Source organism: Massilia aurea (genome assembly GCF_024753205.1).
Lineage (GTDB): Bacteria > Pseudomonadota > Gammaproteobacteria > Burkholderiales > Burkholderiaceae_D > Telluria > Telluria aurea.
In genome coordinates, this window is the sequence record NZ_JANUGZ010000005.1 from 242114 (window position 1) to 267955 (window position 25842).

27 protein-coding genes are annotated in these 25842 nt (G+C 61.2%); 21 read left to right on the forward strand and 6 right to left on the reverse strand.

The genetic code is table 11. The features are described 5' to 3' along the window. The first annotated feature begins 40 nt into the window (after nucleotides 1-40). The 19 genes from NX775_RS20425 (at nucleotide 41) to NX775_RS20515 (ending at nucleotide 18823) form a co-directional block, all read left to right on the forward strand. Entirely contained in the window at nucleotides 41-2692 is a 2652-nt protein-coding gene (locus tag NX775_RS20425) for a fibronectin type III domain-containing protein (RefSeq protein WP_258837630.1), read from the forward strand. Beyond that, a complete protein-coding gene (locus NX775_RS20430) occupies nucleotides 2692-2844 on the forward strand; it encodes a hypothetical protein (protein ID WP_258837631.1) in 153 nt (50 codons plus the stop codon). Before NX775_RS20425 ends, NX775_RS20430 begins: the two co-directional genes overlap by 1 nt. Then, the gene (locus NX775_RS20435; RefSeq protein WP_258837632.1) at nucleotides 2841-3386 is read left to right on the forward strand and encodes a head-tail connector protein; all 546 of its coding nucleotides are present in this window, start codon (nucleotides 2841-2843) and stop codon (nucleotides 3384-3386) included. Before NX775_RS20430 ends, NX775_RS20435 begins: the two co-directional genes overlap by 4 nt. After that, a complete protein-coding gene (locus tag NX775_RS20440; protein WP_258837633.1) occupies nucleotides 3383-3688 on the forward strand; it encodes a phage head closure protein in 306 nt (101 codons plus the stop codon). Before NX775_RS20435 ends, NX775_RS20440 begins: the two co-directional genes overlap by 4 nt. Beyond that, nucleotides 3685-4206, forward strand: a complete 522-nt coding sequence (locus tag NX775_RS20445) for an HK97 gp10 family phage protein (RefSeq protein ID WP_258837634.1) — start codon at nucleotides 3685-3687, stop codon at nucleotides 4204-4206. Before NX775_RS20440 ends, NX775_RS20445 begins: the two co-directional genes overlap by 4 nt. Then, on the forward strand, nucleotides 4203-4553 hold the full coding sequence (locus tag NX775_RS20450) for a DUF3168 domain-containing protein (RefSeq protein WP_258837635.1): 351 nt from the start codon (nucleotides 4203-4205) through the stop codon (nucleotides 4551-4553). The genes NX775_RS20445 and NX775_RS20450 overlap by 4 nt, the downstream gene beginning before the upstream one ends. Before the next feature lie 89 nt (nucleotides 4554-4642). After that, nucleotides 4643-5275: a phage tail tube protein gene (locus tag NX775_RS20455; RefSeq protein WP_258837636.1), complete on the forward strand. Its 633-nt coding sequence runs from the start codon at nucleotides 4643-4645 to the stop codon at nucleotides 5273-5275. 105 nt (nucleotides 5276-5380) lie between these two features. Beyond that, nucleotides 5381-5698 (forward strand): phage tail assembly chaperone, encoded by a 318-nt coding sequence (locus NX775_RS20460; protein WP_258837637.1) that lies wholly within the window; start codon nucleotides 5381-5383, stop codon nucleotides 5696-5698. A 77-nt stretch (nucleotides 5699-5775) separates the two neighbouring features. Further along, a complete protein-coding gene (locus NX775_RS20465) occupies nucleotides 5776-6003 on the forward strand; it encodes a DUF1799 domain-containing protein (RefSeq protein WP_258837638.1) in 228 nt (75 codons plus the stop codon). A gap of 45 nt (nucleotides 6004-6048) precedes the next feature. After that, the gene (locus tag NX775_RS20470; protein ID WP_258837639.1) at nucleotides 6049-10920 is read left to right on the forward strand and encodes a hypothetical protein; all 4872 of its coding nucleotides are present in this window, start codon (nucleotides 6049-6051) and stop codon (nucleotides 10918-10920) included. Next, entirely contained in the window at nucleotides 10917-12395 is a 1479-nt protein-coding gene (locus tag NX775_RS20475) for a hypothetical protein (RefSeq protein ID WP_258837640.1), read from the forward strand. The genes NX775_RS20470 and NX775_RS20475 overlap by 4 nt, the downstream gene beginning before the upstream one ends. Beyond that, nucleotides 12392-14143, forward strand: a complete 1752-nt coding sequence (locus tag NX775_RS20480; RefSeq protein WP_258837641.1) for a ShlB/FhaC/HecB family protein — start codon at nucleotides 12392-12394, stop codon at nucleotides 14141-14143. The genes NX775_RS20475 and NX775_RS20480 overlap by 4 nt, the downstream gene beginning before the upstream one ends. Further along, entirely contained in the window at nucleotides 14140-14715 is a 576-nt protein-coding gene (locus NX775_RS20485) for a DUF4376 domain-containing protein (RefSeq protein WP_258837642.1), read from the forward strand. Before NX775_RS20480 ends, NX775_RS20485 begins: the two co-directional genes overlap by 4 nt. A gap of 7 nt (nucleotides 14716-14722) precedes the next feature. Beyond that, a complete protein-coding gene (locus tag NX775_RS20490; RefSeq protein ID WP_258837643.1) occupies nucleotides 14723-16114 on the forward strand; it encodes a phage head spike fiber domain-containing protein in 1392 nt (463 codons plus the stop codon). A gap of 62 nt (nucleotides 16115-16176) precedes the next feature. Next, nucleotides 16177-16461 carry a phage holin family protein gene (locus NX775_RS20495; protein WP_258837644.1) on the forward strand — a complete coding sequence of 95 codons (285 nt, stop codon included), beginning with the start codon at nucleotides 16177-16179 and terminating at the stop codon, nucleotides 16459-16461. After that, on the forward strand, nucleotides 16458-16670 hold the full coding sequence (locus NX775_RS20500) for a DUF7940 domain-containing protein (RefSeq protein ID WP_258837645.1): 213 nt from the start codon (nucleotides 16458-16460) through the stop codon (nucleotides 16668-16670). The genes NX775_RS20495 and NX775_RS20500 overlap by 4 nt, the downstream gene beginning before the upstream one ends. After that, nucleotides 16663-17151 (forward strand): lysozyme, encoded by a 489-nt coding sequence (locus NX775_RS20505; RefSeq protein ID WP_258837646.1) that lies wholly within the window; start codon nucleotides 16663-16665, stop codon nucleotides 17149-17151. The genes NX775_RS20500 and NX775_RS20505 overlap by 8 nt, the downstream gene beginning before the upstream one ends. After that, on the forward strand, nucleotides 17148-17525 hold the full coding sequence (locus tag NX775_RS20510; RefSeq protein ID WP_258837647.1) for a hypothetical protein: 378 nt from the start codon (nucleotides 17148-17150) through the stop codon (nucleotides 17523-17525). Before NX775_RS20505 ends, NX775_RS20510 begins: the two co-directional genes overlap by 4 nt. Before the next feature lie 242 nt (nucleotides 17526-17767). Further along, a complete protein-coding gene (locus NX775_RS20515) occupies nucleotides 17768-18823 on the forward strand; it encodes an acyltransferase family protein (protein WP_258837648.1) in 1056 nt (351 codons plus the stop codon). A gap of 70 nt (nucleotides 18824-18893) precedes the next feature. On the opposite strand, the gene NX775_RS20520 is transcribed toward NX775_RS20515, so the two are convergent. Together NX775_RS20520 and NX775_RS20525 are read right to left on the reverse strand one after the other, a co-directional pair. Continuing rightward, nucleotides 18894-19274, reverse strand: a complete 381-nt coding sequence (locus NX775_RS20520; RefSeq protein ID WP_258837649.1) for a hypothetical protein — start codon at nucleotides 19272-19274, stop codon at nucleotides 18894-18896. 2 nt (nucleotides 19275-19276) lie between these two features. Next, complete coding sequence (locus tag NX775_RS20525) at nucleotides 19277-19462, reverse strand: hypothetical protein (RefSeq protein WP_258837650.1); 186 nt, start codon at nucleotides 19460-19462, stop codon at nucleotides 19277-19279. An 86-nt stretch (nucleotides 19463-19548) separates the two neighbouring features. Here NX775_RS20525 and NX775_RS20530 point away from each other — a divergent pair, with 86 nt between their 5' ends. Beyond that, nucleotides 19549-19806, forward strand: a complete 258-nt coding sequence (locus NX775_RS20530; protein WP_258837651.1) for a hypothetical protein — start codon at nucleotides 19549-19551, stop codon at nucleotides 19804-19806. 495 nt (nucleotides 19807-20301) lie between these two features. On the opposite strand, the gene NX775_RS20535 is transcribed toward NX775_RS20530, so the two are convergent. From NX775_RS20535 to NX775_RS20550, 4 genes are all read right to left on the reverse strand, one after another. Further along, nucleotides 20302-20694, reverse strand: a complete 393-nt coding sequence (locus NX775_RS20535) for a GtrA family protein (protein WP_258837652.1) — start codon at nucleotides 20692-20694, stop codon at nucleotides 20302-20304. Continuing rightward, the gene (locus tag NX775_RS20540; protein WP_258837653.1) at nucleotides 20691-21689 is read right to left on the reverse strand and encodes a glycosyltransferase family 2 protein; all 999 of its coding nucleotides are present in this window, start codon (nucleotides 21687-21689) and stop codon (nucleotides 20691-20693) included. Before NX775_RS20540 ends, NX775_RS20535 begins: the two co-directional genes overlap by 4 nt. A 150-nt stretch (nucleotides 21690-21839) precedes the next feature. After that, nucleotides 21840-23507, reverse strand: a complete 1668-nt coding sequence (locus NX775_RS20545; RefSeq protein WP_258837654.1) for a glycosyltransferase family 39 protein — start codon at nucleotides 23505-23507, stop codon at nucleotides 21840-21842. A 929-nt stretch (nucleotides 23508-24436) separates the two neighbouring features. Then, a complete protein-coding gene (locus tag NX775_RS20550; protein ID WP_258837655.1) occupies nucleotides 24437-24847 on the reverse strand; it encodes a tellurite resistance TerB family protein in 411 nt (136 codons plus the stop codon). A 107-nt stretch (nucleotides 24848-24954) separates the two neighbouring features. Between NX775_RS20550 and NX775_RS20555 the strand changes: the two genes are divergently transcribed. Further along, on the forward strand, nucleotides 24955-25842 hold the full coding sequence (locus tag NX775_RS20555; protein WP_258837656.1) for a LysR family transcriptional regulator: 888 nt from the start codon (nucleotides 24955-24957) through the stop codon (nucleotides 25840-25842).

The following is a 25842-nucleotide window of genomic DNA, read 5'->3' on the forward strand; positions in this document are numbered from 1 at the left end:
AAATATGGCGAACCCTACGATCACAATTCTGCCAACTAAAATGGCAGTTAACACCGGTTCGCCATATACCGCCACGGACGTCGACGGGGCGGCCGCATACGCTTTCCCGAACGCGCAAGGGCAAATTCATTTCACGGCCGATACCGCGGTTGTGGGGCAAAAGTATGACGTCTACATGCTGTGGTCAATGGCCGGTACACCCGGTCAGCCATCGCCTGCATCGGTTAAATTCTACGGTGCCTATGAGCCGTGGACTGAGTCTTCGAAGCCTGTCGCTGCGAACAAGGTGATCAACCTCGTCCCGCCTCAAGCGTCCGGGATTGTCGAGCGGTCGCAACTGCCGTTTTCATTCACCCGCGAAGATGCCGGACGTATTTCGCACTTTAAGATGGGCCGCCAGCAGGACACCGTTGGCGGCACGATGCGGATCCGCGGGTTCGAGCTTGTACCAACTCCCGATCTAGTCGAGGCCAGCGTCTCGCCTGCCGGCAACCTGTCGCCGGCGAGCTTCAACACGCCGTACTCAGGCACCAAGGTGATCTCGCTGCTGTCGCTGTACACGCCTATCTGGACGACGGCCAATGCTGTTTATGTCGTTGCCCCTGTGACCGTTGGCGGCGTGCAGCAATCGCGCTTGGCCAAGCTGAACAAGAACACCTACGAGATGATCCAGGACGTGCAGATCGGCACCGGCACGCACGACACCACGATCGGGCACCGCGACGGCAGCGTTTGTGTGACGGACGACGGCAAGGTCATCACGTATGGCGAAGCGCACCACACCCCATGGAAGGGCCTGTCGGCGCCTACCGAAGACATTTCGGCACTGGTTGCGACCACCGCACCTACCGGTCTGGACGTGAACTGCTCCTACCGTCGCTTTTTCCGCAACCAGTTTGACGGCAGCATGTGGATGGGCGCGCGTGGTAACGGCTACTTGGCTGGCATCTTCAAGTGGAATGGCGCCACGTTTGACCGCAAAGGCGCTGATTTTCTCGCTGGCAATGCCGCCTCGTACCTTGGCTCTTACGGCATGGAAATTGCATTTTCGAGCGTCGATACGCTTTACGTCACGACGGAATTCCTGCAAGGCAATGGTCCGTTCGAGATGTCGGGCTACCCGCGCCAGAACATCAGCATGATCAAGTCGACAGACGGCGGGGCTACCTTCACGACCATGCGCGGCAAGGCGCTGAATCTTCCGCTTGTCAGCGGCACGGATGATAGCGACATCGCATTTCCGAACAACAACCTCAACCACAACTCCAGCGTCGCGCGCATTGCGATTGGTGCCGATGGACAGCCGCTGCTGGTTGCAAGCTGGCAGCACCCGGACGAAGCTTTCCGCAGTATGTGGGTGGCCAAGTACAACACCACAACCAACAAGTGGGTGCGCACGCGCCTGATGGCGCACAACGGTTTGCAGGATGCAGGCACGCCGCACGTTGCATATCACGACGGGAAGATCTTCGTCACCGCTGCGACGACCGACGACAACGTGCCGGCCACGCTGGGCACTGCAAACCAACTGTACCTTTTCACCACCACCGACTCTGGTGCGACGTGGAAAAAGTATGCGATCACGCACCCGGCAGGCGCGTACAGCGGTGCTTACATAGACCAGGCTGCGCTCCGTTTGGACAATAAGCTGCGCCTGCTGCCTGACTTTGAGGCGCAGCCCACTTCGGTTATTTGGGAAATGCCGGTTCCGGGGGGCGACACCACGGCGCCAGAGATGGTCGGCAACATTACGGTGTCCGCCATCACCACGTCGGGCGCTACGTTGTCGTGTGCGGCAGCGACCGATGCAGTCGGCGTCGCTGGCTATGAATACAGCATCAACGGCGGCACGAACTACACCGTGATTGCCAATGCCGCCCGGTCGGTAGTTGTTTCTGGCCGGCCTGCAAGCACTGCGCACGCGGTGCGCATGCGCGCCTTCGATGCCGCTGGCAACCGCGCCACGCCGCTGTCGGCGAGCTTCACCACGCTGGCCGAGCCGCCTGCGCAGAATGCTGTGGTGGCCTCGACGATTGCCGAATCGCGCCGGGTCGCATTCCCGGGCGGTACCCGCGTGGTGGCGTTCGGCAGCGTGCCGGGCGCGCGTACGCCAAACGCTCCGTACCTCGAGGCTGGCAAATGGTGGAGCGAGAAGCACCCGCTAGACGAGCGCTACTGGGTGGCGAACATCACGGTCGACCTGGCCGAGCGCGGCACTACTGCCGTCTCGGTCGAGGCCATCGTGGCTGGCGTGACAGTGCTTCAGCAGCCCGTCATCCAGGGCAAGCTGATCCCGGTGAAGCTGGGCGGGTTCAACGCAGCGACCGGCGCGGTCAACTTCTGCACGTTCCGCGTCACGTGCGCGAACGGCGAGCGGTTCGACCGAACCATCTGGTTCAAGCAGCAGGTCGGATCCTGGTCGCTGGAGAAGGACGCGGACGACGAGAGCTATTTCGTGGCCGACATCAGCAACGACCTGGCGGACAGCAACACCTCTGCCAGCGCGGTGCTGGCGCTACCGGTGGGCGTGAGCGTGCTGGTGCCGGCGGTGATCCAGGGGGCCTTGATCCTGGTGAAGCTGGGCGGCATGGACACCTTGCCGGCCGGCGTCAATTACTGCGACCTGCGCATCGACTGCGCCAACAGCGAGCGGTTCTACCGAACCATTCAATTCAACAGGGTGGACAACTGATGATCGATGCATCGCAACTGCCGAGCGTGCCGAACAGCGAGCTGCTGAAACAGCAGGAAGAGGCCGCTGTCGAGTACGCGCGCGCGCCGGCAGCGCCTGGCGCGCCGCACGGCGCCGGCCGGCCACCGGCAACACAAGGAACCATTCGATGAGCCTGCGACTGATCACCCCGCCTGCAGCGCTGGCCGTGTCGCTGGAAGCTGCGCGCTTGTCGGCGCGGCTGGACGGGCCCGAAGCTGACGTCGAGCTGCGCCAGGTCATCGGCCAGCACACGCGCGACGCCGAGCACGAGACGGGTCGCGCGCTGGTGCAGCAGACCTTCCGGCTGACGCTCGACGCTTTTCCGCCGGCGTTCCGGCTCGAGCATCCGCCAATCCTGGGCGTCGAGCACATCAAGTTCTACGACGCCGCCGGCGTGCGCCAGATCCTGCATCCCGACGACTACCTGGTCGACAACGAAAGCGAGCCGGGCTACATCGTGCCGGCGCCGGGCCGGGCCTGGCCAGCGACGCAGGCGCGCATCAGCGCGGTCGAGGTGCAGTACTCGTGCGGCTACGGCGTCGACGACAGCACGGTGCCGGACGAGATCAAGGGCTACATTCTGGGCAAGGTCGCCGAGCACTTCGCGCCGGCCGGCACGCCTAAGAGTGAATTTCTGGGCGGCCTGCTCGATCGCGCGCGGTTGTACCTATGATGAACGACCGAGTCACCCTGCAGCAGCGCGGCGCCGGCAAGGACGCGTTGGGCCAGCCGATCGAGAGCTGGCCCGATATCGCCACCGTATGGGCCGACGTCCTGTTCCAGTCGGGCGCCGAGGTGATGCGCGCCGGCGCCGACACGGCGATCGTCAAGTGCTCGATCCGGATCCGCGCGCGGGCCGACGTCGACACCGGCGCGCGGGTGCTGTTCAAGGCGAAGGTCTACGACGTCAAGTCGGCGCTGCCAGATAGCCGGGATTCGGCGTTCATGTTCCTGGTCTGCGAGTCGACGTCATGATCCGCTTCGACACAACGCAGCTGATGGCCGCTGTGCAGCAGACCGTCGACCAGGTCGCCAGCGCGATCGACGAGGACGGGCTGCGCGCGGTCGGGTTCTCCGGCGCCGAGCCGTTCCGTGACGAAGCGAAGCGCAACGCGCGTGCGCGGGCCAAGACCTACACGATCCACGACAACATCATCGTCAAGCGGCTCGAAGAAGAATCGGACGGCGCGCGGCGCCAGGTCTACCTGGTCACGGTGCGCGCCGGCACGTACGGCGGGACCGATGCCTTCTACTGGCGCTTCGTCGAGCGCGGCCACAAGTTCGTGCCGCGCAACAAGAAGGTCAGCAAGAAGACCGGCAAGACGACGGGGTGGGAAGCGCACCGCCGCGCTGCCGAGCTCGAGTACGGCACGGCCAGCGCGCCCGCGTACCCGTTCATGCGCCCGGCGTACGAAAGCAAAAAGCAGGTTGCCGTCGACGCCATGACGAGCACCTTGACCCAGCAACTTGCGAGGAACCGCACAGGATCATGACACCCGAAGAACACGTACACGGCGCACTGAGCCACCTGGCCGACGGCCGGGTCTTCCCCGACCTGGCCGAGGTCGACACGCCGACTCCATACATCACCTACCAGGTGGTGGGCGGGGAGCCGCTGAACTTCCTCACGGGCGACCGTCCGGACAAGCAGCGCGTGCGCATCCAGGTCAACGTCTGGGCCACGCGCCGCATCGAAGCATCCGAGATCGGCATGCTGGTAGAAGATACGCTGCGCTCCGCCAGCGCGCTGCAGGTCGAAGTGGCGACCGGGCGCGTGGCGACCCACGACGAAGGAACAGATCGCCGCGGCGTCATGCAAGACTTCATGCTGTTTTGCTGACCCGTACCAGTTTTACCCCAGGCCGCCCGGAGAAATCCAGGCGGCTTTTTTCTTGCCCGGCTTCCGGGCTTTACCCCTGAAAGGCCGATATGCAATTGCCAAATAACATCGCGTTCGCTCTTGCGTCCGCATTCTCCGCCGCCGTTCTCATCAGCGCCGCGAGCAACGCTTCGGAAGCCGTGTTCACGGCCACCAACACCTTCGCCGCCGGCGACTTTGTCGAGTACACCGGCGGCTGGGGCAAGGCCAACGGCCGCGTGTTCCGCCTGAAGGCGGCCACCGCTACCTCGTTCACGGCCGAGGGCCTGGACACCACCGACACCAGCCTGTTCCCGGCCGGCGCCGGCACCGGCAGCGTCCGCAAGATCACCACCTGGGTGCCGATCGTCGGCGTGACCGGCGTCGAAATCTCGGGCGGTGACGGCAAGAACGTTGAGGTCCCGCTTGTGGACACCGATATGCCTGTGATGCTGCCGGACGGCTTCACCGCCACCACCGTCACCATGACGACCGCCGACGACAAGTCGCTACCGCACCATGCTGCGCTGAAGAAGGTCTCGGACAGCGTCACGCTGACCTGCCTGCGCGGCACGCTTCCGGGCGGCGGCATCCTGCTGTACGCGGGCTATTGCTCGTTCAACGACTCGCCGAGCATGGCCAAGGGCAGCGTCATGGCGGTGAAGTCGATGTTCTCGCTGCAGAACAAGGTCGTCCGCTACTGATCCGTGTTGCCAGCTGGCGCCGAATGATCGGCGCTGGCCTTTTCCCAGCCCGCGGGGTAGCGCCTCGCGGGTTTTTTTTTACTTCCCCACTGAAAGAAAAACATCATGGCAAAAGCAAAACTCTCCCTGGCCATCGCCGCCACCTTCAAAGCGAACGTGTCGATCCCGGTCGCGGGCGGCAAGGCTGCCGACGTCGAGTTCATCTTCAAGCACCGCACCCGCGACGACTTCAAGGAATTCGTCGATGGCCTGCATGGCGCCGAAGACGTCGACGCGCTGATGGACATCGCCAGCGGCTGGGATCTGGACGAACCGTTCGGCAAGGAATCGATCGAGAAGCTGGTCCAGCGCTACATGGGCTCGGCCCAGGCGGTGCTCGACGTCTACATCCGTGAGCTGACGGGCGCGCGCGCAAAAAACTGAGCGACGTTGCCACCGCCCTCTACGAAGCCGGGCCCACCGACGCCGAACTGGCGATCGCGGGCCTGACTCGGGACGAGGTGGCAACGTCGGTCGAGATCTGGCCTGACAACTATCAGGCCTACCTGCTGTTCTGCACGATGGACACGCAGTGGCGAATCGGCATGTCCGGGCCCACAGGCCTGGACTATGCCGCGCTGCCGATGGCGCTGCGCATGATCGCCGCGCCGCGCACCGACTGGCAGCAGCTGATGGCCGACGTTCGCGTCATGGAGTCAGCGGCTCTGCACGCCATGCGCAAGGAATAACCAGTTTCACAGCCATCTTCAGGTGGCACTTTTTATGGGCGGGACATGAGCGATATCGTCAACAACGCGACAATCATGATCACCGCCGACGCGAGCGGTGTCGAGGCAGGGCTGCGCAAGGTCGATGATGCAACGGCCAAGACGGGCCGGAACCTCGACAACCTCGAGTCCAGCGCGAAGAAGACGACGGCTGCTCTGGAGGGCGTCGCCAACACGCCAGGCATGGAGACGGCCGGCGACGGCGCCGGAGTGGCAGCTGGCCGCATGGACCGCGCCACCAAGAACATGGCCGACTCGATCCAGCGCACGCTGGCCACGATGAATGCCGGCGCCAAAGGATCGGCGCAGTATTACGAGGCGCTGGCGAACTCGCGCGGCCTGAACGTCAACGCCCTGCGTCCATACCTGGACCAGCTGGACGAGATGACGAAGAAGAGCGCGCTCGCGGCCGATGCCCAGCGCAAGCTCGACGATTCGACCCGGTTCCTCGATAGCCTGCGTTTGCGCACCGAGGGCATCGGCAAGTCCGCATCCCAGCTGGCCGCACTGCGCGCCGAGCAGCTGGGCGTCAGCGACGCCGCAGCTGAAATGATCCAGAAGCTGCGCGAGCAAGAAGAGGCTGGCGAATCGTCGTTCGGCAGTCTGGCCGATTTGGCAGAGGGCGCCAAGGTCGCTTTTCTGGCTGTTGCTGCAGCCGTTGCGGCGGCCGCCGCCGCCGGCGCCGTGATGGTCGGTGATGCTCTGAACGACCTGGCGGATCTCGATGGCATGGCCCAAAAAACCGGCTCATCGGTCGAAAGCCTTTCCAAGATCCAGAAGCTTGCCGTAGTGTTTGGCGAAGATATGGGCGGCGTCGACGCTGCGATCGTAAAGCTTTCGCGCGGCATGGCGGGCCTGGACGACGACAGCAACAAAGTCCAGAAAGCACTCAAGACGCTGGGCGTCTCTTCGCGAGACGCGGCAGGTAATTTGCGCGATCCGTCCGTTGTCCTGGTTGAGGCCTCCAAAAGCCTCCAGAACTACCGCGACGACGCAGGCAAAACGGCCCTGATGAACAACCTGGTCGGCAAGTCCGGGGCCGATCTCCTCCCATTCTTGAACGACCTGGCAGAAAACTATGGCGGGGTCGCGGGCACCTCGGGCGAGGCCGCAGCCGCAGCCGCCGCTTTCCAGGATCAAATAGGTTTCCTGAAAATCGAGGTGAAAGGCCTCGCCACGTCAGCTGCCGTTGCGTTGGCGCCAGCGCTGAGAGACTTGGCCGGCGCCTTCTCAGACGTCTACAAGCAGCAGACTTCGATTAAAAAAGGTGAGTGGTCGTCCTGGGCTGACGATCTCGGGCTTGGCTTTGCGAAGGCATCAGATGCCGTCGCGAACTTCGCGCGGTATTCCAATGTGGCCTGGGACGCGTTCAAGGCAGTGCGCTCTGGTTTTATGTTGGTGGATGCTGTCGGGAAGTTCGACTCGCTGACGGCTGGATATGAGGCCCTTAACGGCGGAGACGGGTTCAAGAGCATCAAGGAAGCTTTCGGCAACTTGAAGCAAACTGTGGCCGACGGATGGAAAAGCGTCGAAGAAGTCAACAGCGCGCCTTCCGAACAGTTCGAAAAAGCCTACCGTGCACGCCTGGCCAGCCGGATTGTGCCGGTCGTCACGCCAAATGCGGCAGAAGGCGACAAGCCGAAGCCATCCCTGCCGCGAGAGGTTGACGAGGCGGCGGCGAAGAAGGCCGCCCAAGAAGCCGCGAAGGCGGTCAAAGAATACGAGGCGCTGATCGACCGCATCAACGGCAAGGTCCCGGAGTTCGATAAGGACTACGAAGAGAATGTGAAAAGTATTGCCGCTGGCTATAAAGCCGGCAAGATGTCGCTCGCCGAGTACACCGCTACCATCGAGAAATACAATAAGCTTCAACCGTATTCACTCAATGCCGCGAAGCAGCTGAGCGACTTCCAAGACAGCTATTCGAAGGGGTTGGAAGCGACGAGCGCTGTCTACGCAAAGCGCGCACAGGACGCAGAGGACGAGGCTAAGCGCAACGAAGAGTTGGCCAGTACTTACGGCCTGACCAAATCGGCGATCGAGGCGCTGGAGCTGGCGCGCCTGCAGGAGCAGCTGGCGCAACGTTCGACGCTGGGGCTGACCCTGGACGAAATCGAAAGCCTCGAGAACCTGATCGACGCGAAGAAACGCAACGCCGGCTCGATCGCGAAGATGGAAGGTATTGACGCAGCCAAGAAGGCCGGCGAGGAACTCGACAAGCTGCTCGACCCGACGAAGGCGCAGACTTTCGGCGAGGCGCTCAAGGGTGCGTTTGGCGCGGCCGGCGATTCGATGACGCAACTGGTCACGGCGCTGGATGCTTACCGCATTCGCCAGGCAGAGGTTGACGATGCGCGCAAGAACGCTGCCATCAAGTACGCGACCGATTCCAAGGGTCTGGCCAATGCTACCGCAGCCATCAATTCGAAAGAATTGAAGTCGCGCTTGAGTGGCTACGGCGACATGGCCGCAGCGGCCAAGGGCTTCTTCGCTGAAGGCAGCAAGGGCTACACCGTACTGTCGGGTGCCGAGAAGGCCTACCGCGCGGCCGAGCTGGCGCTGGCGCTGCAGGCGATGACGAAGAAAATCTTCTTCAAGCAGGGTGAAGTGGTCGCAAACACGGCGCTGAACGCGACGAAGCTGACCGGCGAGGCTGCGGCAAGTGCTGCATCGACCGGCTTGGCCGCAACCGAGGCCAGCGCCTGGGGCGTGACTGCCGTGGTCAAGGCCATCGCATCGCTGCCGTTCCCATTGAATCTGGCGGCCGGCGCCGCGACGCTGGCGGCGGTGGTGGCCATCGGCGCAAAGATGGTTGGCGGGATCGGTGGGGGCAGCATCGCTTTGTCCGAGCAGCGGCAGAAGGCGCAGGGCACCGGTTCGGTTCTCGGCTCCGACGAGAAGTCGGCCTCGATCGCCAATTCGCTGGACCTGATCGAGAGCGCGACGTCGAAGGAGCTGAACATCAGCACTGGCATGCTGGCATCGCTGCGCAATATCGAAGCCGGCATTGACCAGTTCGCGTCGCTGCTGGTGCGCACCACTGGCGTGACGGGCAAGTTCGGCGCCGACATGGGCAAGAACGTGTTCGATTCGAAGGCGATCGGCATTGGCGGCGCTGCTCTTGGTGGCATCGCTGGCGCGGCCGGCGGTGCGTATGTCGGCATGGGCACCAGCTACATCGGCGCAATGCTGGGTGGTCCGGTCGGCATGGCCATTGGCGCGGTGCTCGGTACTGTCATCGGCAAGACGTTCATCGGCAAGGGCCTGAGCAAAATCTTCGGCGGCAAGCAGACGGTGGAAGACACCGGCTTCACGATGGGGAGCGCGAGCTTCGGCAGCATCATCAACGGTGGCGTCAGCGCATCGCAGTATGCCGACATCAAGAAGGACGGCGGCTGGTTCCGGAGCGACAAGAAAAGCACGCAGCTGGAGGGCATCGGCGCCGAGGGCAACCGTCAGATCAGCACGATCCTGACTTCGCTTTACGACACCGTGTTCGAAGCCGGCAGCCTGCTTGGCATCGGTGGCGATGCGTTCGCGAACCAGCTGAACAGCTTCGTGGTCGATATCGGCAAGGTCAGCCTGAAAGGCAAAACCGGCGACCAGATCCAGGAAGAACTATCGGCCATCTTCTCGAAGGTGGGCGACGACCTGGCATCGTTCAGTGTGGCCGGCATCACTCAGTTCCAGAAGGTGGGCGAGGGTGCGTTGGAAACACTGGCGCGGGTCGCTGTGAACTACGCGAGCCTGGATGCTGTCCTGGCCAGCGTGGGTAAAACGTTCGGCGCCACCGGCGTGGCCAGTCTCGGCGCGCGCGAGGACCTGCTGACGCTGGCGGGCGGCATCGACGAGCTGGCCAGCCAGACGGCCAGCTTTGCCGAGAACTTCCTGTCCGAGTCCGAGCGCTTGGCACCGGTGCAGAAGTACGTCACCGACCAGCTGGCATCGATGGGCCTGTCGGCGCTGCGCTCGCGCGATTCGTTCAAGCAATACGTCTTGGGCCTCGACCTCACGAACGTGGCCCAGCGCGAGCAGTACGTTGCGCTGATGGACCTGCAGGAAGCGTACGCCAAGCTGTATCCGGAGATCGAGGATGCGACGAAGACCCTGGCCGATGCGCGCTCGGAACTGACCGATGCATATAACGCCGAGAACGATGCCATCAGTTCAACGATCGACCGCATGGGCTCGTTCGCCGCAAGCCTGAAAAACCTGCGCCAGAATGCGCTGCTGGGCGGCCTGTCGCCGCTGTCGCCGCAAGAGAAATACGCGGAGGCAAAAGCGCAGTACGAGACGGTCCTGGCGGCGGCGCGCAGTGGTGATGAGTCGGCGCAGTCGAACTATTCGGCCGCGTTCAACTCGTTCCTCACGGCGTCGCGCGCGGTGTTCGCCAGCAGTGGCCAGTACCAGGCTGACTTCGCGTATGCGCAAGCATTCACGGCAGAGGCGGAGCGCTGGGCAGGCGCGCAGGTCGACGTCGGCAAGGCGCAGCTGGACGCGCTGAAGCTGTCGGTGAACGGCCTGATCACGCTCGACAAGTCGGTGCTGTCGGTGCGCGATGCGATCCTGCAGGTGCGCCAGCTCATGGGTACGACGGCCCCGCTGACACCGGGCGCCATGGCCGCGCCGCCGATCAACATGCCGACCCCGGTGATGTATGCCTCGTACGGGGCAGACAACACCGTCGCCCTGGTGGCTGAACTCAAGTCGGTGCGCCAGGAGCTGGCCAGCCTGCGCGCGGAACAGGCCGTGCAGACCGGGCACGTGATCGAGGCAAATGCACGGGCGGCGCGTGAGAGCGCTGAGCATGTCGCAGGCGCCACCACGACGGGGTTCAAGTCCGTCACCAACAGCGAACAAAGGGTTGCACTCGCATGACTGATGCTCAAGTCCTGGCCTGGCTGAAAAGCTCGGCCGCCTATCGTGTCGTGCTCATCGAGGCGGCTGTGCAGATCGGTGGTGTGGAGTCCGTCGTGTACCTGGCGACGAAACCATTCACCACCGGGCCCGGCGACGCGCCGGCGAACACCACGTACCTGCCCATCGCCATTGTCGGTAGGCTGTTCACTGAGCGGCTGCTGCTGGACGGCGAGGGCGGGCTATCGGCAGGCGAACTCGAACTCGAGAACGTCGGCGGCGCGCGCGATGCCTGGGCCGGGCCTGGGTACATCTGGAACAATCGGGCGATCAAGGCGTACATCGGCGATGTGCGCTGGGGGCGCGCGGACTTCCGGATGATCTTCAACGGCATCGTGGCCGACATCGCGCCGCGCGGCCGCCAGGCGCTGGCGCTTAAGCTGCGCGACAAGATGCAGCGGCTGAACACACCGGTCAGCGAGGCCAAGTTGGGCGGCACGAGCGAGCAGCGGGATGCATTGCTGCCGATCGCGCTGGGCCAGGCGTTCAACGTGACGCCGCTCCTGATCAATGCGGCGATCCTGAAGTACCAGGTGCACGCCGGCGCGATCGACTCGATCATCGAGGTTCGCGACAACGGTGCGCCGGTGGCGTTCACCCCTGGCCTCGCGGCTGGCACGTTCCAGTTGCAGTCGGCGCCGGCGGGCGTGGTCACCGCGTCCGTGCGTGGCGCTGCGGCCGGCGGCTACGTCGACACCGCGGCGCAACTGGTCAAGCGCCTGGTCACCGGCTACGGCAAGGAATCCGACCGATTCGCTGATGCCGATCTTGACCTGGCCAACATCGCCGCGTTCGACGCCGCGCACCAGCAGTCGCTGGGCGTGTACTCGACCGCGCGCCAGAACGTGCTTGCTGCCTGCCAGATGCTTCTCGGCAGCGTCGGCGCCCAGCTGGTGATGTCGCGCCTCGGCCTGGCGCGGCTGATCAAGGTCGCGCTGCCAGGCGCCGGCACGCCGGTGGTCATCCGACCGGAGCACATGGTCGATGGCACGCTGCAGCCGGCGGCACGCACTGACGTCGTCGGCGCCGTCAAGCTCGGCTTCGCGCGCGCATGGACCGTGCAGGACGCCGGCACGCTGGCCAACCTGCCGGAGGTGCACAAGGGGCTCTTCGCGGAAGAGTGGCTGACCACCACCAAAACCGACGCGACCACGCTGGCCACCTACCGCTTGAACGCAGAGCCGGTGCAGATCGACACCATGCTGCTCACGCGCGCCGACGCCGACGCTGAAGCCCAGCGCCGGCTCGATCTGTGGAAGGTGCCGCGCACCACGTACGAGTTCGAGGGCGTGCCGGAACTGCTCTCGCTCGAGCTGGGCCAGGCCGTCACGGTCTACGCACCGCGCTTCGGCATGGACGCAGGCGTGAGCGGCATCGTTATTTCACTCGCACCTGACTGGGAAACCGGCCGGGTTACCGTTGGATTCCTCGTATGAGCACAGCACTGAACGACCGCGATGCGATCCTGCAGGCCGCCTCGGTGCGGATCGTCAACCCGAAGAATGCCCACGTGCGGCTCGATGCCTTTCCGCTGGCATTCCATATGAACTCCGCTGGTGACCTGGATGTACCAGCCATGACGATCACTGCAAGTTTGACTGGGTTGGAAGGCGACGTTACATTCGCTGCAGAGGGTGCGACCCTTACTCAAGTGACCGGGAAAAGCGCCACGGTACGGTACGCCGACATGCAAGGGTCGATTGCGATGGTGACGGCAAGTATCGCCGCAGGTGGCGAAACCTTCTCACAGGGGTTCCTTGTGACGACACTGCGCGATGGTGCTGCTGGCGGGTCCGGATCGCGCGGCGCCGGGTTTTACCGCGCGACGGGGAACGCTTGGAGTGATGGCATCGCCGACGCAGCCACCCCAGGCGGGAACGTGGTCGGCGACATTGTGATCATCAGCAATGGCGTTTCCAGCTGGCCGAAAGAATGGGACGGCTCGAAGTGGTTCTACCCAGGGGCCTTCTTTCCGGGAAGTCTGTTGGTCGAAAAATCGGTTTTGGCGACACACTTGGGCGCGGAATCTGTAACGGCCGAGAAGATTGCGGGCAGCGCGGTAACGGCGCGCAACCTGGTCGTCGGCTCCCCTGATAACGTTGTTCCCGACCCGCGCTTCAAGGACCTTACGTGGTGGGGCCGCCCTGATGCAGCAGTAATCCAGTGGGCAGAGAACGGCAGCACGACTGGCTGGAAGGGTGGCGCGTCGATGCTGCTGCCGACGAGCGGCCCGGAGCTTACCCGAGACACTATCTATTTTGATTTGACGCCCGGGGCCACCTACCGGATCGAGGGCCAGGCCTACCTGAGCAACGACTTCAACGGTCGACTGTCAGCTTACCTGCTCATTGCTGGCGATCGCTGGTATCCATTTTTTGACAATGACACGGGGCAGCGCTGGGCGGATAACCTTGCGGTGCAGCTGAACAACTTGTCGCCCAAGGGGTTCTCGACGTTCTCAACGACCTACACAGTCCCGCTCGGCGCCGCAACTGGCCGGGGCATGATTCGCGTGCGCAGCAGCCATACGGTCGGCACGGCAGAGGTCGGCTCGTTCAGCGTCACACGGGTGGCCGATGGCTCACTGGTCGGCGACGGCGTGCTCGAGGCGCGGCACATCAAGACTAAATCCCTAACGGCCGACTTGATAAATGTCGACCGCGTATCGGCAGTGTCGGCAATATTAGGCGACGTCCTTCTCGGGCCAGATGGCGCGCTACATCAAGGCAGTAATGCGTATAACACCGGATCGGGGATTTTTATCGGGGCACCTGGCGGCGCACCAAAATTCTTTGTCGGGACTGCGGGCGGTGCCAATATGCGATATAGCCCGGAAGAAGGTTTGCGTATTGATCAAGCATCACTCGAATCCTACACCGCATGGCTCACCGGCAGTGCGGGCGGCAGCTATCCGAATGGTTCGGCAGGATATGGATTCCTGAAAGCGAATGTGTCAGGAGGGAAGGCGCCGTACACTTACCGATGGACGCTGACCCTCGAAACTAAAACAGGTAGCGCGGGCAACATGGTAATCAGCGAAACCACGTCGCAATCAGCATCGTTTAGCGGGTCGGGTACAAATGCCACGCTGACATATACCGTGACCTGCGCAGTTACCGACGGTAACCAGCGCACGATTGTCCTGGGCACCTCAATCAATGCGAATCACGGAACGCCACCATGACAGTCACTTTCCATTTTGCCGACGTGATGCCGGATGGCCGCGTGCGCGCCTGCCTTTCCTGCGAAGCGCCGGAAGTCGGGCCGCCGGTCGTGCAGCACGCCGAGGGTGCGCCGATCTTGCTGGACGGTCCGATCGACTGGCGCGGCCCGACCGAAACATCGGTGCTGCACTGGAGCGCAGGGGGCGGCTTGTCCTGGGTCGAGACAGCGAGCATCGCATTCCTGCGGGCCGCCCGACGCGAACAGATAAACACGTGGTGGCTTGACGCCAATAACAGCTACTTCGAATACCGTGGAGCGCGCATTGCTTATAGCGAATCCGACCGTGTCGATATTCAGGGGATCAACAATGTCGTCATGCTCACCAACGCGATGCCCACGAACCCTGACTGGCCGGCAGCTTGGAAGACCGTTGACAACGGTTGGGTCCCGATACCGGATGTCGCAGCGTGGGTCGAGTTCAATGTCGCAATAGCAGATCGCGGTACGGCGCACTTCAAGAAAGCGCAGTTGCTGAAGGCCCAGCTGGAAGCAGCCACCACAGCGGCTGAAATCGAAGCAATCACCTGGTAGAGACCGCATGCCCAATCTGAGAATCGTTTCCGACAACGCCATCGAGCGCGCGACCCTGGCCGCATCTAGCACGGCCGGCGCGCTGGCCGTTGGCAACTTGGCTGCCGCGCAGGTCTACCCGGTGTGGCGCGCCACCGGCCGCGACGCCCGGGTCACTGCAGCATTCGCGGATGCTGAACCGATCGGCTTCGTCGGCCTACCGTTCTGCAACCTGTCGCCGACGGCGCGGCTGCGCGTGCGCGTGTCGGGCGAGGCGGCCATCACGAACAACCACACCTACACGGAGGCATTCGACAACGCCGCCTGGACGAAGAGCGCGGTCACGGTGGCGGCCAACGCGGGCACGGCGCCCGACGGTGCGGTCACGGCCGATCGCATCATCGCTACTACCACCAGCGGCACCCACTACGTCCAACAGTCGATCGGCGCGGTGGCGCTCAACGGGCTGCACACCGAATCATTCTTCGCCAAGCGCGACACCGGGGAGCGGTACCTGCGCCTGCAGTTCGGTACCGGGTTCACCAACTCGTTTGCGGACTTCGACCTTGACACCGGTGACGTGGTCGCAACCTCGAACTGCACCGCACGGGTGGATGCGCGCCCGGGCGGCTGGTACCGCTGCAGCATCACGGCGTCGGCCACGTCGGCGGCCACCTCGTTCGTCCAGGTCTACACCAATCGCTCGACCAACGGGGCTGCTTATGCTGGCAATGGCACGGCCGGGATCCTGCTGTGGGGTGCGATGGGCGTGGCCGGACCCGTAGCCGGGTCGTACTACCCGAGCACGAGCGCTGCGGCGACGCGCCCGGCAGGTCACATCGACAGCTGGCAGTCGTACGACTATGACAGCGGCCTGGTGCTGGCGTGCCCGGCGCCGGCGGTTCGGCTGCGTGGCTTCACGCCGGCGCAGGCCGCAAGCGCATATGCCTACGGCGGTGGTGCGTACGCGCGCCACTGGCTGCCGATCGAGATCGTCGCGCGCGCCGTGGCGGTTGACATCACGGATCCGGACAACCTGCAGGGCTACATCGAAGCCGGTTGCATGGTGGCCAGCTCGTTCTGGTCGCTGACCTACAACGCCTCGGCCGCGTCAGTGACGATGGTCGACCGCACCGAGATCACGCGCAGCGCCGCCGGCGGCCAGCTGGCCGACCCGGGCACGATGAGCCGCAAGGTTCCGGTCGACCTGCGCGCCATGCCGCCGGCAGATCGCGCTACGTTCCTGAACCTGATGCGCAACAGCCGTGCGCATCCGATCCTGCTGTCGGTGTTCCCGATGCATGCCGACGTCGAGCTCGAGCGCGACTTCATGGTGTACGGCCGGCGCACGAAAGACTCGGACCTTGCCTACCAGTTCATGAACGCGTACGCGACCACGCTCGAGGTTGAAGAAATCTGACATACACGCAACTCAGCCACGCCGCCTCGAGCGGCTTTTTTTACGCCCATCGAAAGGCACCAATGAGCATCAGCAAGACCACCCCGCCGGAAGTCGGCAGCTACGCCGGCGCCGCAGTAACGGTTGCCACCTCCCTGACCCTGACGCAGGTAGGTGTCATCGTCGGCATCCTCACCGCGCTGCTGACGTTCTTGCTGAACGCCTGGTACACGCACCAGCGCAACTCGCGCGAGAACCGGCTGGCCGAGCTCGAGTGCCACGAACGGGAAGTGCGTCTGGCGCAATTCCTCGCGCAGCTGCAGGCGTCCGAAGTAAAGCCGTATTGCCCACCACTGGAGAAACCATGAAATTCATCGACGACGCAAGCAAGCAGTTCCCGAAACTCTGGTCGGTACGCTTTGCACTGCTGGCCGCCATCGCTTCGGCCATCGAGGCCGGCATGAACCTGTATGCCAGCGGCACCGCGCCGCTCCTGGTGGTGGCCGCCGGCCTGACCTCGCTCGGCGCCGCGATCGCGCGCGTCGTGGCACAACCGGCGTTGACCAGCGATGAATAAGCGTGCACCCACCCAACGGCGCGGCCTGGTCGCGCTGGTCGGCGCCGTGGCCGCGACGGCGCTGCTCAGCTTCACGCCCGTCTTCGAAGGCACCGAGCTTTCCACCTACCGCGACATGGGCGGCGTGCTCACGTACTGCACCGGCGCCACCGAGAACGCAGCCTGGGGCAAGACGTACACGCCCGCGCAGTGCCGCGCCCAGCTCGACCGCGACCTCGAGCGGCACGCCGCCGGCATCGCCATGTGCATCCCGCTCGCGCGCCTGACCGATGGCCAGAAGGTGGCCTTCGTCGATATCGCCTACAACATCGGAGTGAGCGGCTTCTGTGGCTCGAGCATGGCGCGGCGCACGAATGCGGGCGACATGGTCGGCGCCTGCAACGCGCTGCTGATGTGGAACAAGGTCGGCGGCAAGGAAGTGCGCGGCCTCACGCGCCGGCGCCAGGCCGAGCGCGAGCTGTGCTTGAAGGGGCTGCCATGATCCCGGTCCAGTACCGCGCACTGGCTGCCGGCCTGGGTCTGCTGCTAGCGATGGCGCTGGCGGGCGCCGCCGGCTGGTTCACGAACGGCTGGCGGCACGACGCCGAGATCGCTGAGCTGCAGCGCGCGCACGCGGAAACCATGCGCAGCCAGTCGGAGCTGGCGCTGACCACGCTGCAAGCCGACGCCGTGCGCATCTCCACGGCGGCCACCGAGTTCGCCGCCATTCAATCCACCCTGGCGCCGCGAATGTCGGCGCTCACCAAGGAGCTGCGCAATGCGAAACCTCTGCCTGCTGGTTGCGTGCCTGATGCTGACCGCGTGCGCAACCTCGACGCCGCAATCGAAGCCGCCAACAAAAGCATCCCTCGATAGCGCGTTGGCCGCGCCGTGCCCGCTAGTCGAGCGCCCGGCCGCGCCCGACTATGACGTGTGGCAGGCCTGGGCGATCGAGCTCTTGGGCCAGTATGCAGAATGCGCGGCGCGCCACGCCAAGACGGTGCAGGCGTGGCCGAAATAGCGACACCCCCCGCAGAAACCTGTCGCTGACTACCGTGATGTGCCTTACACTTCGGCAATAAGGTTCTATTTTTGCTAACGTATGGGTGGGTAGTCAGATGTCTTCCAACAAATTAGAAGGTATACAAATCCTTAGGGGTTACGCCGCGATGCTTGTCGTGGTCACGCATCTTTGGAGCGTTGGGGTGATTTCATCGACCCTTAGATTTAGCCGCATCGGAGGCCTCGGTGTAGATATTTTCTTTGTCATCAGCGGATTTATTATGTGCTATTCGCTGAAGGATCGTGTTCTTGCCAGTGATAGTGTTCAATTCTTAAAGAAGCGGGTATACAGGGTTTACCCAATATACCTCCTGGTATTGATTCCTTTTTTGATTCAATATCTCAGCCAAGCAAAAGTACCTGTTGATCCACTCTTGATCATTGGCAATCTACTTTTATCGCCATCGTTTTTAGGCTCACCGGAATATCGAATGCTGGTGGGTCCGGCCTGGACGCTCACGTATGAACTTTTCTTTTACGTCCTGTTTGCTGTGGCGATGTTCTCGTCGCGATCTAAAAACCGAGCGATTTACACCGTTATCGTAACGATCGTGCTGCTGGTGACGTTGGTCAATCTGTTCGGATTAAAAGGTGACCGGCTCCAATGGTCAAACTTCCAGTACATCGTGGGCGATACGCTCCTGTTTAACTTCGTGATCGGCTGCGTTTGCTATTTCGTATGGCGTAAATATGGGCGTGCATTATTTTCTTTTTGGACTGCACTTGGAACTGCTCTACTGCTTACCGTAGTGTCGCTGTTCCTCTCGAAATTTGGACTGCCCCGTATTCTAAGTTTGGGTCTTCCTGCCGGTATAATCGTGCTCGTATTTTTGTTTGCAGAATTTGAAAATAGAAGTTTAACGAAACCGCTACTATTTCTCGGCAGCGCGTCGTATAGTATTTATTTAATCCATGCATTAATCGCTCATTGGAAACATTTGTTCATCGGAGTGGCTGCGCTGGAAAATGATCTGACCGGACTTTTGCTTACAGGTTTGGCATTGGCGTCTGGATGTATCTTCTATGTCATTGTCGAAAATCCGATCAGTCGAGTGCTGCACGAGCGAAGCAAGCGAGCCACGCCAGCAGCAGCTCCTCTTCGGGAAGGCTGATTTAATTTCCAAGTTCGAAGTGAGGCGCGCGCGACGCGAAGACAGTCCAGGCCTGGCCGAAATAAGGGTGCTAGCTCTCGATCTCGCCCGCGACGCGGGTGATGGCCCGGCGGGTAGCGGCGCCCGCATCGCCGCCGTGCGGCTCGTTTGCCAATTTCCGATCGGAGGTCATCGCCGAAGTGTCGTGCTCATGTATGTAAATCTCAAGTCGAAGTCGCACGGCTAGGTCGAGCGCGTCACCGTTAAACATGAGCGGGTTCCAGCTGTGTATGACCGAGCCGTCGGCGAAGTGCAAGTTGACATAGCCCTCGCCGACGACCACCTCAAAGCGCACCGCGCCGATCGCGTGCGCCGCTCGCTGCAGCAGTATCAGGTCGGACTCCGGGACGTCCACCCTAGGCTGCCCTGGCAGCTCTTCCATGTCGCCATCGATCTCGTTGTCCATCATCATCCTTAGTCAGGTTTGATCGGTGCAGCCCCGCGTCGGCGCGGCCCGCCATCGCTTAGAACACGTTGTACCACGTGCAAAGGCGTCGTGTTTTGCAGCACGCGCAGGCCAACCTCGAGTCCGAATACGGCCGCGACATTTACTGCCAGATCGACGTAGGTCGCGGTGAGATGGTCTGTTCGTTTTTCCATGCGCTCAGTATGGCAGGGCGGGCTGCTGGCGACCGTGGCAAGCCAAAATTAGTTAGGCTGCATGACACCGCTGATACACTGTATGGATGAGCAGTAATCCAGCCATGCGGTTCAAGCCCGCGCTCACGAAGGACGATCTGAAAGCGATCCAGGATCGCAGCCCGGATTCGCCTGACGTGCGCGCGCTGCTGTGGGAGGTGGCGCGGTTGCGTGCGCTGGCGCTCCGGACGCACGACTACTTCCGCCAAGGCTCGTCGTCGACGGCACTCATCCTGGCCGACTCGCTGCGCACGATGCTCGAAGACGAGCCAGTTATTCAAGAGCAGTCGCGCCTGAAGGACTGAATTGCTGCGCTATTCAACGCGACCACTTTCAATCTAATCAAGCACTTATACGCCCACAACCAGTGAATCAATAGCGCAGTCCAGGGCTTGCAAGTTTTTGATTAATTGGCACAAATAAGCTTTGGAGCATCTGACTTCTAAGCTGTGGGTCGGGGGTTCGATTCCCTCAGGGCGGGCCACAAATACTCTGGCATCAAAAACATCTGACTAGGCACTGATATGTGCTCGCCTGGGCAATCCCCAAGAAGTGGACCGCCGCCGTTGGCGCATCTCTCCAGAAACCAAATCGCGTTGCTTTAGGCTGCTATTAAGTGCGCGACAACCACCGCATTTTGAGCACCAAACCGCCACGTTCGAGATGTGTCAAGGCATCTGCATTGCTTCAGGCGGTTATGTACGCCTGAAGCGGATATGACCACGATACATCGTACACATCTCGAGTTCACGTGGTGGTCTGTTCGCAGCCCAGCGAGAAGCCTCTAGGAATTGCCCGGCTCAGCGACCAAATACCACGTACTTGGACAGCGTGAAGTTCACGAATAAGGCCACTGCTGAACCTGCAACGACGGCAAGAAACAAGTTCAGATTGCTGTGGTCAGTCATTCGGAGCCATAGCTGATAGACACCGATATTGATCGCGCCGCCGATGGCCGTCGTCAACAGGTAACGCAGCCACTGGCGAGCCGCGGCGTCGGGCACGGCTGCGTCTGTGCGGACGAATGTGAAATGACGGTTGGCCTTCCAGGTCACTGTGGCAGCGACGATGAACGAGAGCAGGCGTCCCGCCAGTGTATCGAGACCTGCGGCATTGACCGCTAAATACAATACCGAAAAATCAACCACGAAGCCAAGAGCCCCGACCAGCAGGAAGCGTTGAAACTGCTTCACCGGCGTTCCTCGGCCAGGGCGATTGTCGATGCAACGGTGAGGTAGGCGAGTCTCTTGAGCTCACGGCGGCCATGGGTCACCGTGTCGAGGATCAGGCCGCACGTCATCGAGAGAAAACCCAGCAGCATCGTTCCAACCGCCAGCACTGCGGTTGGCAGCCGTGGCACAAGCCCGGTCTCGAGGTAGGTGAGGAGCAGAGGAATCGACAGCCCGATTGAAATCAGGGCGAGAATGGCAAAAATCGAACCGAAAAATGCGAGTGGACGTTCGTTCTTGAACAACTTGAGAATCATGATCATGATTCGGTAGCCATCGCGGTAAGTGGACAGCTTGCTGGTGGAACCTTCTACGCGAGCACCGTACGGTGTGCTCATTTCGCCAATTGGCATGCGCAGTTGCAGCGCGTGTACGGTCAGCTCGGTTTCGGTTTCAAAACCGTTTGACAGTGCAGGAAACGATTTTACATAGCGACGCGAGAAGACCCTGTAACCAGACAAGATATCGGTGAACCGTTTGCCAAACAGGTTGGCAACAAAACCGGTGAACAACGCATTGCCAAAACGATGGCCAGTGCGATAGGCAGCCACTGACTGATCGACGCGGCAGCCGACGACCATGTCCAGGTTTTCATCGACAAGCTTGTCCACCAGAGCTGGAGCGCTGGCCGCATCATAGGTGATGTCGCCATCACACATCAGATAAATGTCGGCATCAACATCCGCGAACATGCGCCGTACCACATTGCCTTTGCCTTGCAATGTCTCGCTGCGCACAATGGCACCAGCAGCTGCTGCGACGGCCGATGTACGGTCCATCGAGTTATTGTCGTACACGTAAATGCGTGCTTCCGGCAACGCCTTTTGAAAATCGGCCACAACTGTGCCAATGGCTGCCTCTTCGTTATAGCAAGGCAGAATGACGGCGATGCGCAGTCCCTTGAAACGCGTGCCGATGGCGGTAGCCGCAGTGGCCGTAGCGGCGCTTTGAATAAACATGACTTAGTTCCAGAAATAATTGATGAGTACGGGGTGGTTGGGCGAATGCCATGCTCCTTCCTGCGAAAACGAGTTGAAGCTCTCGATGCGCAGTGACGAAGTGGGGCCAGTGGCGGTGCCTCTCGATGCAAGCATCGAGAGGCAAATGAATCAGGGTTGCATCGGTTGCAGAATTCCCGGCTGTCGGGATGATGCACTCTTGTATACCCATAATGTGCGCTCTGGATATGCAGCCCTCACTTCGGATAATGTTGTTTTGTCGCAGGACACGTAGATGACGTCCAATAATGCCGCTTTCTTCGGATCACCAAGTGCAATGCCATTGCGGGCTGCGTTGTAGCCTTCCAGTTTAGCGTAGACATCTTCCCGATCCGAGCGTGTATCGACACAAATGACAGCGTTGGTTAAGCCATCGGCTTTCACCCGCTCATACATTTCGAACTTGCTCTGCGTTATATCCCGCAATGCAAATACGAGGAAAACGGACATGACTCCAGCGTAGATGATCGAAAGTACCAAGGCTTTTCGATAGAGACAGCTCCAAGTGTCATGAAACAGCGGGATGGCTGCCCCGATTGTGACGACTGCCAGTGGCCAAAAATCGAGATAGTAACGAGGGCCGATGCGAAACCCGGGATGGAGGGGGTAGAAAACGAAGATCAGAATACCGATCGGAAAGATCAGGTCAGATCCCGTAAACCGCTTGTTCCTGATAATTTTCCAGAGTGCTGCCAGCCAAATCACATGTATCAGGGGACTCGTAAATAGTGCCAATTCCGCGTGGTGGACTGCGGTGTGCCGCAACCCGATCAGAATGGAAGGCAAGTCGAAATACAAGTGGTCTACCGTACGTCCTGCATACCAGTACACGGGCATCGTGGGGTGACCGGTGATAGCGTACTGATAGGCCAGTAACCCAATCAGGAACGGCGCACCGCCAAGGATAATCAGCATGGCTTTGGATACCAGTCTTCCACCGCGGGCTTGCTCCACCGCGACAGCGACGATGACTGCCAAAGCTGCAACATTGCGTGTCAGGCCCAGCATGCCAATACATACGCCAAGCGCTATCAGCAGACCAGCGCGCGGCGCTTGCGTGACCTTTTGCGAAACCAGCATCGTCACAGCAGCGAGGGCGGCGGCCGATGTATGAGAAAAGAGCGATCCACCGTGAAAGAGAACAAATGGGGATACAACAAAAAACAAAACGGCCAGCCAGGCAGCTTCGCGATTCGCGCGAGCTTTCACAAGTTCATAGACAGCATAGGCTGCAATAATGGTACAGGCGCCGTTGGCCAAGCGCCCGGTTGGGAACGATCCACCGAAAAGAGCCAGTATCAGAGGCCAGCCAGGGGGATACTGTGCAACCCACTTGCCGTCCTTGACCCAGATGTAATACGTCGATTGCGCATCACCGAGGGGCGGCGGCGCATTCCAGAGCCGAAGTGCTTTGAACGTGTCAGCTTCGAACAAATAAGCATACTCATCTGCACACCAGGCATGGTTGGTAAACGAATAAAATCCGACAACAGCGCAAAACACCATGGTCAATATCAGCAGCGTGCTCAATGAATACCGATGTTGCTCAGGAAGACGAGGCGCACCAACAAATAGTGATGCGAACACCATGCACAGCGCTGAAAGCGTAATAATGACGAAGCTGTCGATGCGCGGCTTATAGTGACTGCCTAGAAAGACGGCATCGCCGTGCAGCAGGTTGAAATAGATGAATCCTAAAACAATAAACGCGATGACCAGCGCGATCGTATTCCGGTAGGACGCTGGACGCTCAGCACGTAAGGCTAACCAAGTCGGCATTGATCAACCTTGCCGCGCGGGGTCGCGCATCAGAAATACTGCAGGAACCTGTTCAGCCAGATCGTTTTCAATTGAGGCACCCATCTGCCGCATTCTGTAGCCAGCAATGTGGCCATTCATCTTCAATACCAATTTATTCTCCGGTTTGGCTGAAAGAAGCGCGCATGAAGGAGCAAACGCGAAATCCCATCCAAAAAGCATCTTAAAAAAATTGAAAAATTATAGACTTTTTTACAAGATATCCAATGTCTTTTTTGTCAGCTTGATGTTTTTGTGGTGAAAAGAATGAATTAACAACAGCTTTGCGTTAGAGCGTAGTGATTTGTAAGAGATTGCCCTGTCGGCGCGCAGCGAAGCGCAGATCCGGGCAGACAAATAGATGGTGACAATTAGGAACACATAGCCCGGGCGAGCGATTGCGTTATTTTGATCAGATGAGCGAGAAAGTCGTTGGAGCAACGGGCTTCTAAACAGGGAGGGGCAGCGCGGCGCCGTACTGGCTAGTGAATCAGGGACCTGCGTGATAAAGATGCCATCGCTGATCGATAAACACATGACGCTGTGCTGGACATCGGCTCGTTGTACCCTATCAGGTCGGTGATGCTGATCGAACCATCGCGTGGACGGACGGCGTAGTTGTTGTGTTGATCTTGCGGCACGAAGATATCGATGCCGGCGCCACGATTGATGACGTCATTCGTACAGACGCCGTGTAAGGTTGGTGAAGTCAACGCAATGCAAATCGGAGCCGTAGGTATCGCTACCATCATCCGCAGCAATCGCATTGCCGGCGCTGTTGTCAATGCGTAGCAGGAACGACTCTCGGTAGCTACAGCTTTGTACCGTGTAGCCATACCGAGAGTGGTGTAGAGCACGAAGACCAATATGCCGACATGGTCACGCTTTGTACGTGTCCATTGGCGTGGTCATCAAGCCGCCGAAGGGAACGCCTCGCTGCCGTCCCCCCAGGCTGCCAGCGCGCGGCGCAACAGGCGGCGCTCGCGGTGATCGATCATCTGGTCGGCCCGCACGATCTCAAGCATGCCCTTGAGCACCAGCGCGCGCAGGGCCGGATCCTGCACTTCGTCCAGCAGCGCGTCGATCGTCGCCGGTTCGATTTCGACCATGCCGGCAGCGTGGTTCGTGCTGTGGGCCAGCAGATCCTGGGTCAGCTCGCCTGCGGCATCGTCGAACGTGTCTTCGCTCACGCCCAGCACCTCGAGTACGCCGCTGCGGTGCAGCGTTTTGAGCTCCTGGGGCGCCAGGCGGCCGTCGGCGATCATCGCCAGGGCCAGCAGGCGGCTCATGGCCTTGGGACTGTCGGTTGGGTAATTTCTCATTGCTTCCTCGCTTCATGTGAACTGAGTCACCAATATACGGTTGCGCAATGCTAAAGTAAAATCGAATAATCTTTAGCAATTCTCAATATTTTTGGTGGTAACGGCGAATGAACTACAAGCACCTGCAGTACTTTCATGCGGTCGCCACGGCCGGTAGCGTCGTGCGCGCGGCCGAGCAGTTGCACGTCTCGGCGCAAGCGATCAGTACGCAATTGCAGGTGCTGGAAGACCAGTTTGGCGAGGAACTCCTGCGCAAGAAGGGGCGCGGGCTGGTGCTGACCGAAGCCGGCAAGACCGTCCTGCGCTATACGGACCAGATCTTCAGCCTCGGCAATGAACTGGAGCAGGCGGTGCGGCGTGGCTTGTTCACCGAGACCGAAACACTGCGGGTGGGCCTGTGCGATGTGATCGCCAAGACGATGGCCTTCCGGCTGCTGCAGCCTGCGCGCGATGCAGGGCTCGCCATGCACCTGGTCTGTCGCGAAGGACAATTTGGCGACCTGATGGAAGATCTCAGCGCGCACCGCCTCGACCTGTTGATCTCGGACCAGGGTTTGCCGCCTGGCGGCGCCGTGCGTGGCCACAGTCATCTGCTCGGATCGAGCACCGTGACGGTTGTGGCGCACCCTGACGTGTGCCAGCGCTGGGCCGGCGATTTTCCGCAGCGCCTGAAAGGCGCGCCATTTTTGATGCCGGGTCAGGGCGCGGCCCTGCACAGCCAGCTGATGGCCTGGCTCGAGGCGCAGGGCCTGCGCCCGATCGTGGTCGGCGAGTTCGATGACGGTGCTTTATTGGGCGCATTTGCCGGCGCCGGTGCGGGCTTCATGGCGGCGCCCACTGTGCTTGCGGACGCATTGTGCGAGCAATACGGGCTGACGCCGGTGGGCGTGATCGACGCCATTGTCGAGCAGGTCTATGCCGTGACCGTCGAGCGCCGGGTACACCATCCGGCGCTGCGCCGTATCCTCGAACGGGCGCCGCAGGTGTTCGCCTGA

Bases quoted from the DNA above. Each gene is read 5' to 3' on its own strand.
- NX775_RS20425 (WP_258837630.1), top strand. From the start codon at position 41: ATGGCAGTTAACACCGGTTCGCCATATACCGCCACGGACGTCGACGGG.
- NX775_RS20430 (WP_258837631.1), top strand. From the start codon at position 2,692: ATGATCGATGCATCGCAACTGCCGAGCGTGCCGAACAGCGAGCTGCTG.
- NX775_RS20435 (WP_258837632.1), top strand. From the start codon at position 2,841: ATGAGCCTGCGACTGATCACCCCGCCTGCAGCGCTGGCCGTGTCGCTG.
- NX775_RS20440 (WP_258837633.1), top strand. From the start codon at position 3,383: ATGATGAACGACCGAGTCACCCTGCAGCAGCGCGGCGCCGGCAAGGAC.
- NX775_RS20445 (WP_258837634.1), top strand. From the start codon at position 3,685: ATGATCCGCTTCGACACAACGCAGCTGATGGCCGCTGTGCAGCAGACC.
- NX775_RS20450 (WP_258837635.1), top strand. From the start codon at position 4,203: ATGACACCCGAAGAACACGTACACGGCGCACTGAGCCACCTGGCCGAC.
- NX775_RS20455 (WP_258837636.1), top strand. From the start codon at position 4,643: ATGCAATTGCCAAATAACATCGCGTTCGCTCTTGCGTCCGCATTCTCC.
- NX775_RS20460 (WP_258837637.1), top strand. From the start codon at position 5,381: ATGGCAAAAGCAAAACTCTCCCTGGCCATCGCCGCCACCTTCAAAGCG.
- NX775_RS20470 (WP_258837639.1), top strand. From the start codon at position 6,049: ATGAGCGATATCGTCAACAACGCGACAATCATGATCACCGCCGACGCG.
- NX775_RS20475 (WP_258837640.1), top strand. From the start codon at position 10,917: ATGACTGATGCTCAAGTCCTGGCCTGGCTGAAAAGCTCGGCCGCCTAT.
- NX775_RS20480 (WP_258837641.1), top strand. From the start codon at position 12,392: ATGAGCACAGCACTGAACGACCGCGATGCGATCCTGCAGGCCGCCTCG.
- NX775_RS20485 (WP_258837642.1), top strand. From the start codon at position 14,140: ATGACAGTCACTTTCCATTTTGCCGACGTGATGCCGGATGGCCGCGTG.
- NX775_RS20490 (WP_258837643.1), top strand. From the start codon at position 14,723: ATGCCCAATCTGAGAATCGTTTCCGACAACGCCATCGAGCGCGCGACC.
- NX775_RS20495 (WP_258837644.1), top strand. From the start codon at position 16,177: ATGAGCATCAGCAAGACCACCCCGCCGGAAGTCGGCAGCTACGCCGGC.
- NX775_RS20500 (WP_258837645.1), top strand. From the start codon at position 16,458: ATGAAATTCATCGACGACGCAAGCAAGCAGTTCCCGAAACTCTGGTCG.
- NX775_RS20505 (WP_258837646.1), top strand. From the start codon at position 16,663: ATGAATAAGCGTGCACCCACCCAACGGCGCGGCCTGGTCGCGCTGGTC.
- NX775_RS20510 (WP_258837647.1), top strand. From the start codon at position 17,148: ATGATCCCGGTCCAGTACCGCGCACTGGCTGCCGGCCTGGGTCTGCTG.
- NX775_RS20515 (WP_258837648.1), top strand. From the start codon at position 17,768: ATGTCTTCCAACAAATTAGAAGGTATACAAATCCTTAGGGGTTACGCC.
- NX775_RS20520 (WP_258837649.1), bottom strand. From the start codon at position 19,274: ATGATGATGGACAACGAGATCGATGGCGACATGGAAGAGCTGCCAGGG.
- NX775_RS20525 (WP_258837650.1), bottom strand. From the start codon at position 19,462: ATGGAAAAACGAACAGACCATCTCACCGCGACCTACGTCGATCTGGCA.
- NX775_RS20530 (WP_258837651.1), top strand. From the start codon at position 19,549: ATGAGCAGTAATCCAGCCATGCGGTTCAAGCCCGCGCTCACGAAGGAC.
- NX775_RS20540 (WP_258837653.1), bottom strand. From the start codon at position 21,689: ATGTTTATTCAAAGCGCCGCTACGGCCACTGCGGCTACCGCCATCGGC.
- NX775_RS20545 (WP_258837654.1), bottom strand. From the start codon at position 23,507: ATGCCGACTTGGTTAGCCTTACGTGCTGAGCGTCCAGCGTCCTACCGG.
- NX775_RS20550 (WP_258837655.1), bottom strand. From the start codon at position 24,847: ATGAGAAATTACCCAACCGACAGTCCCAAGGCCATGAGCCGCCTGCTG.
- NX775_RS20555 (WP_258837656.1), top strand. From the start codon at position 24,955: ATGAACTACAAGCACCTGCAGTACTTTCATGCGGTCGCCACGGCCGGT.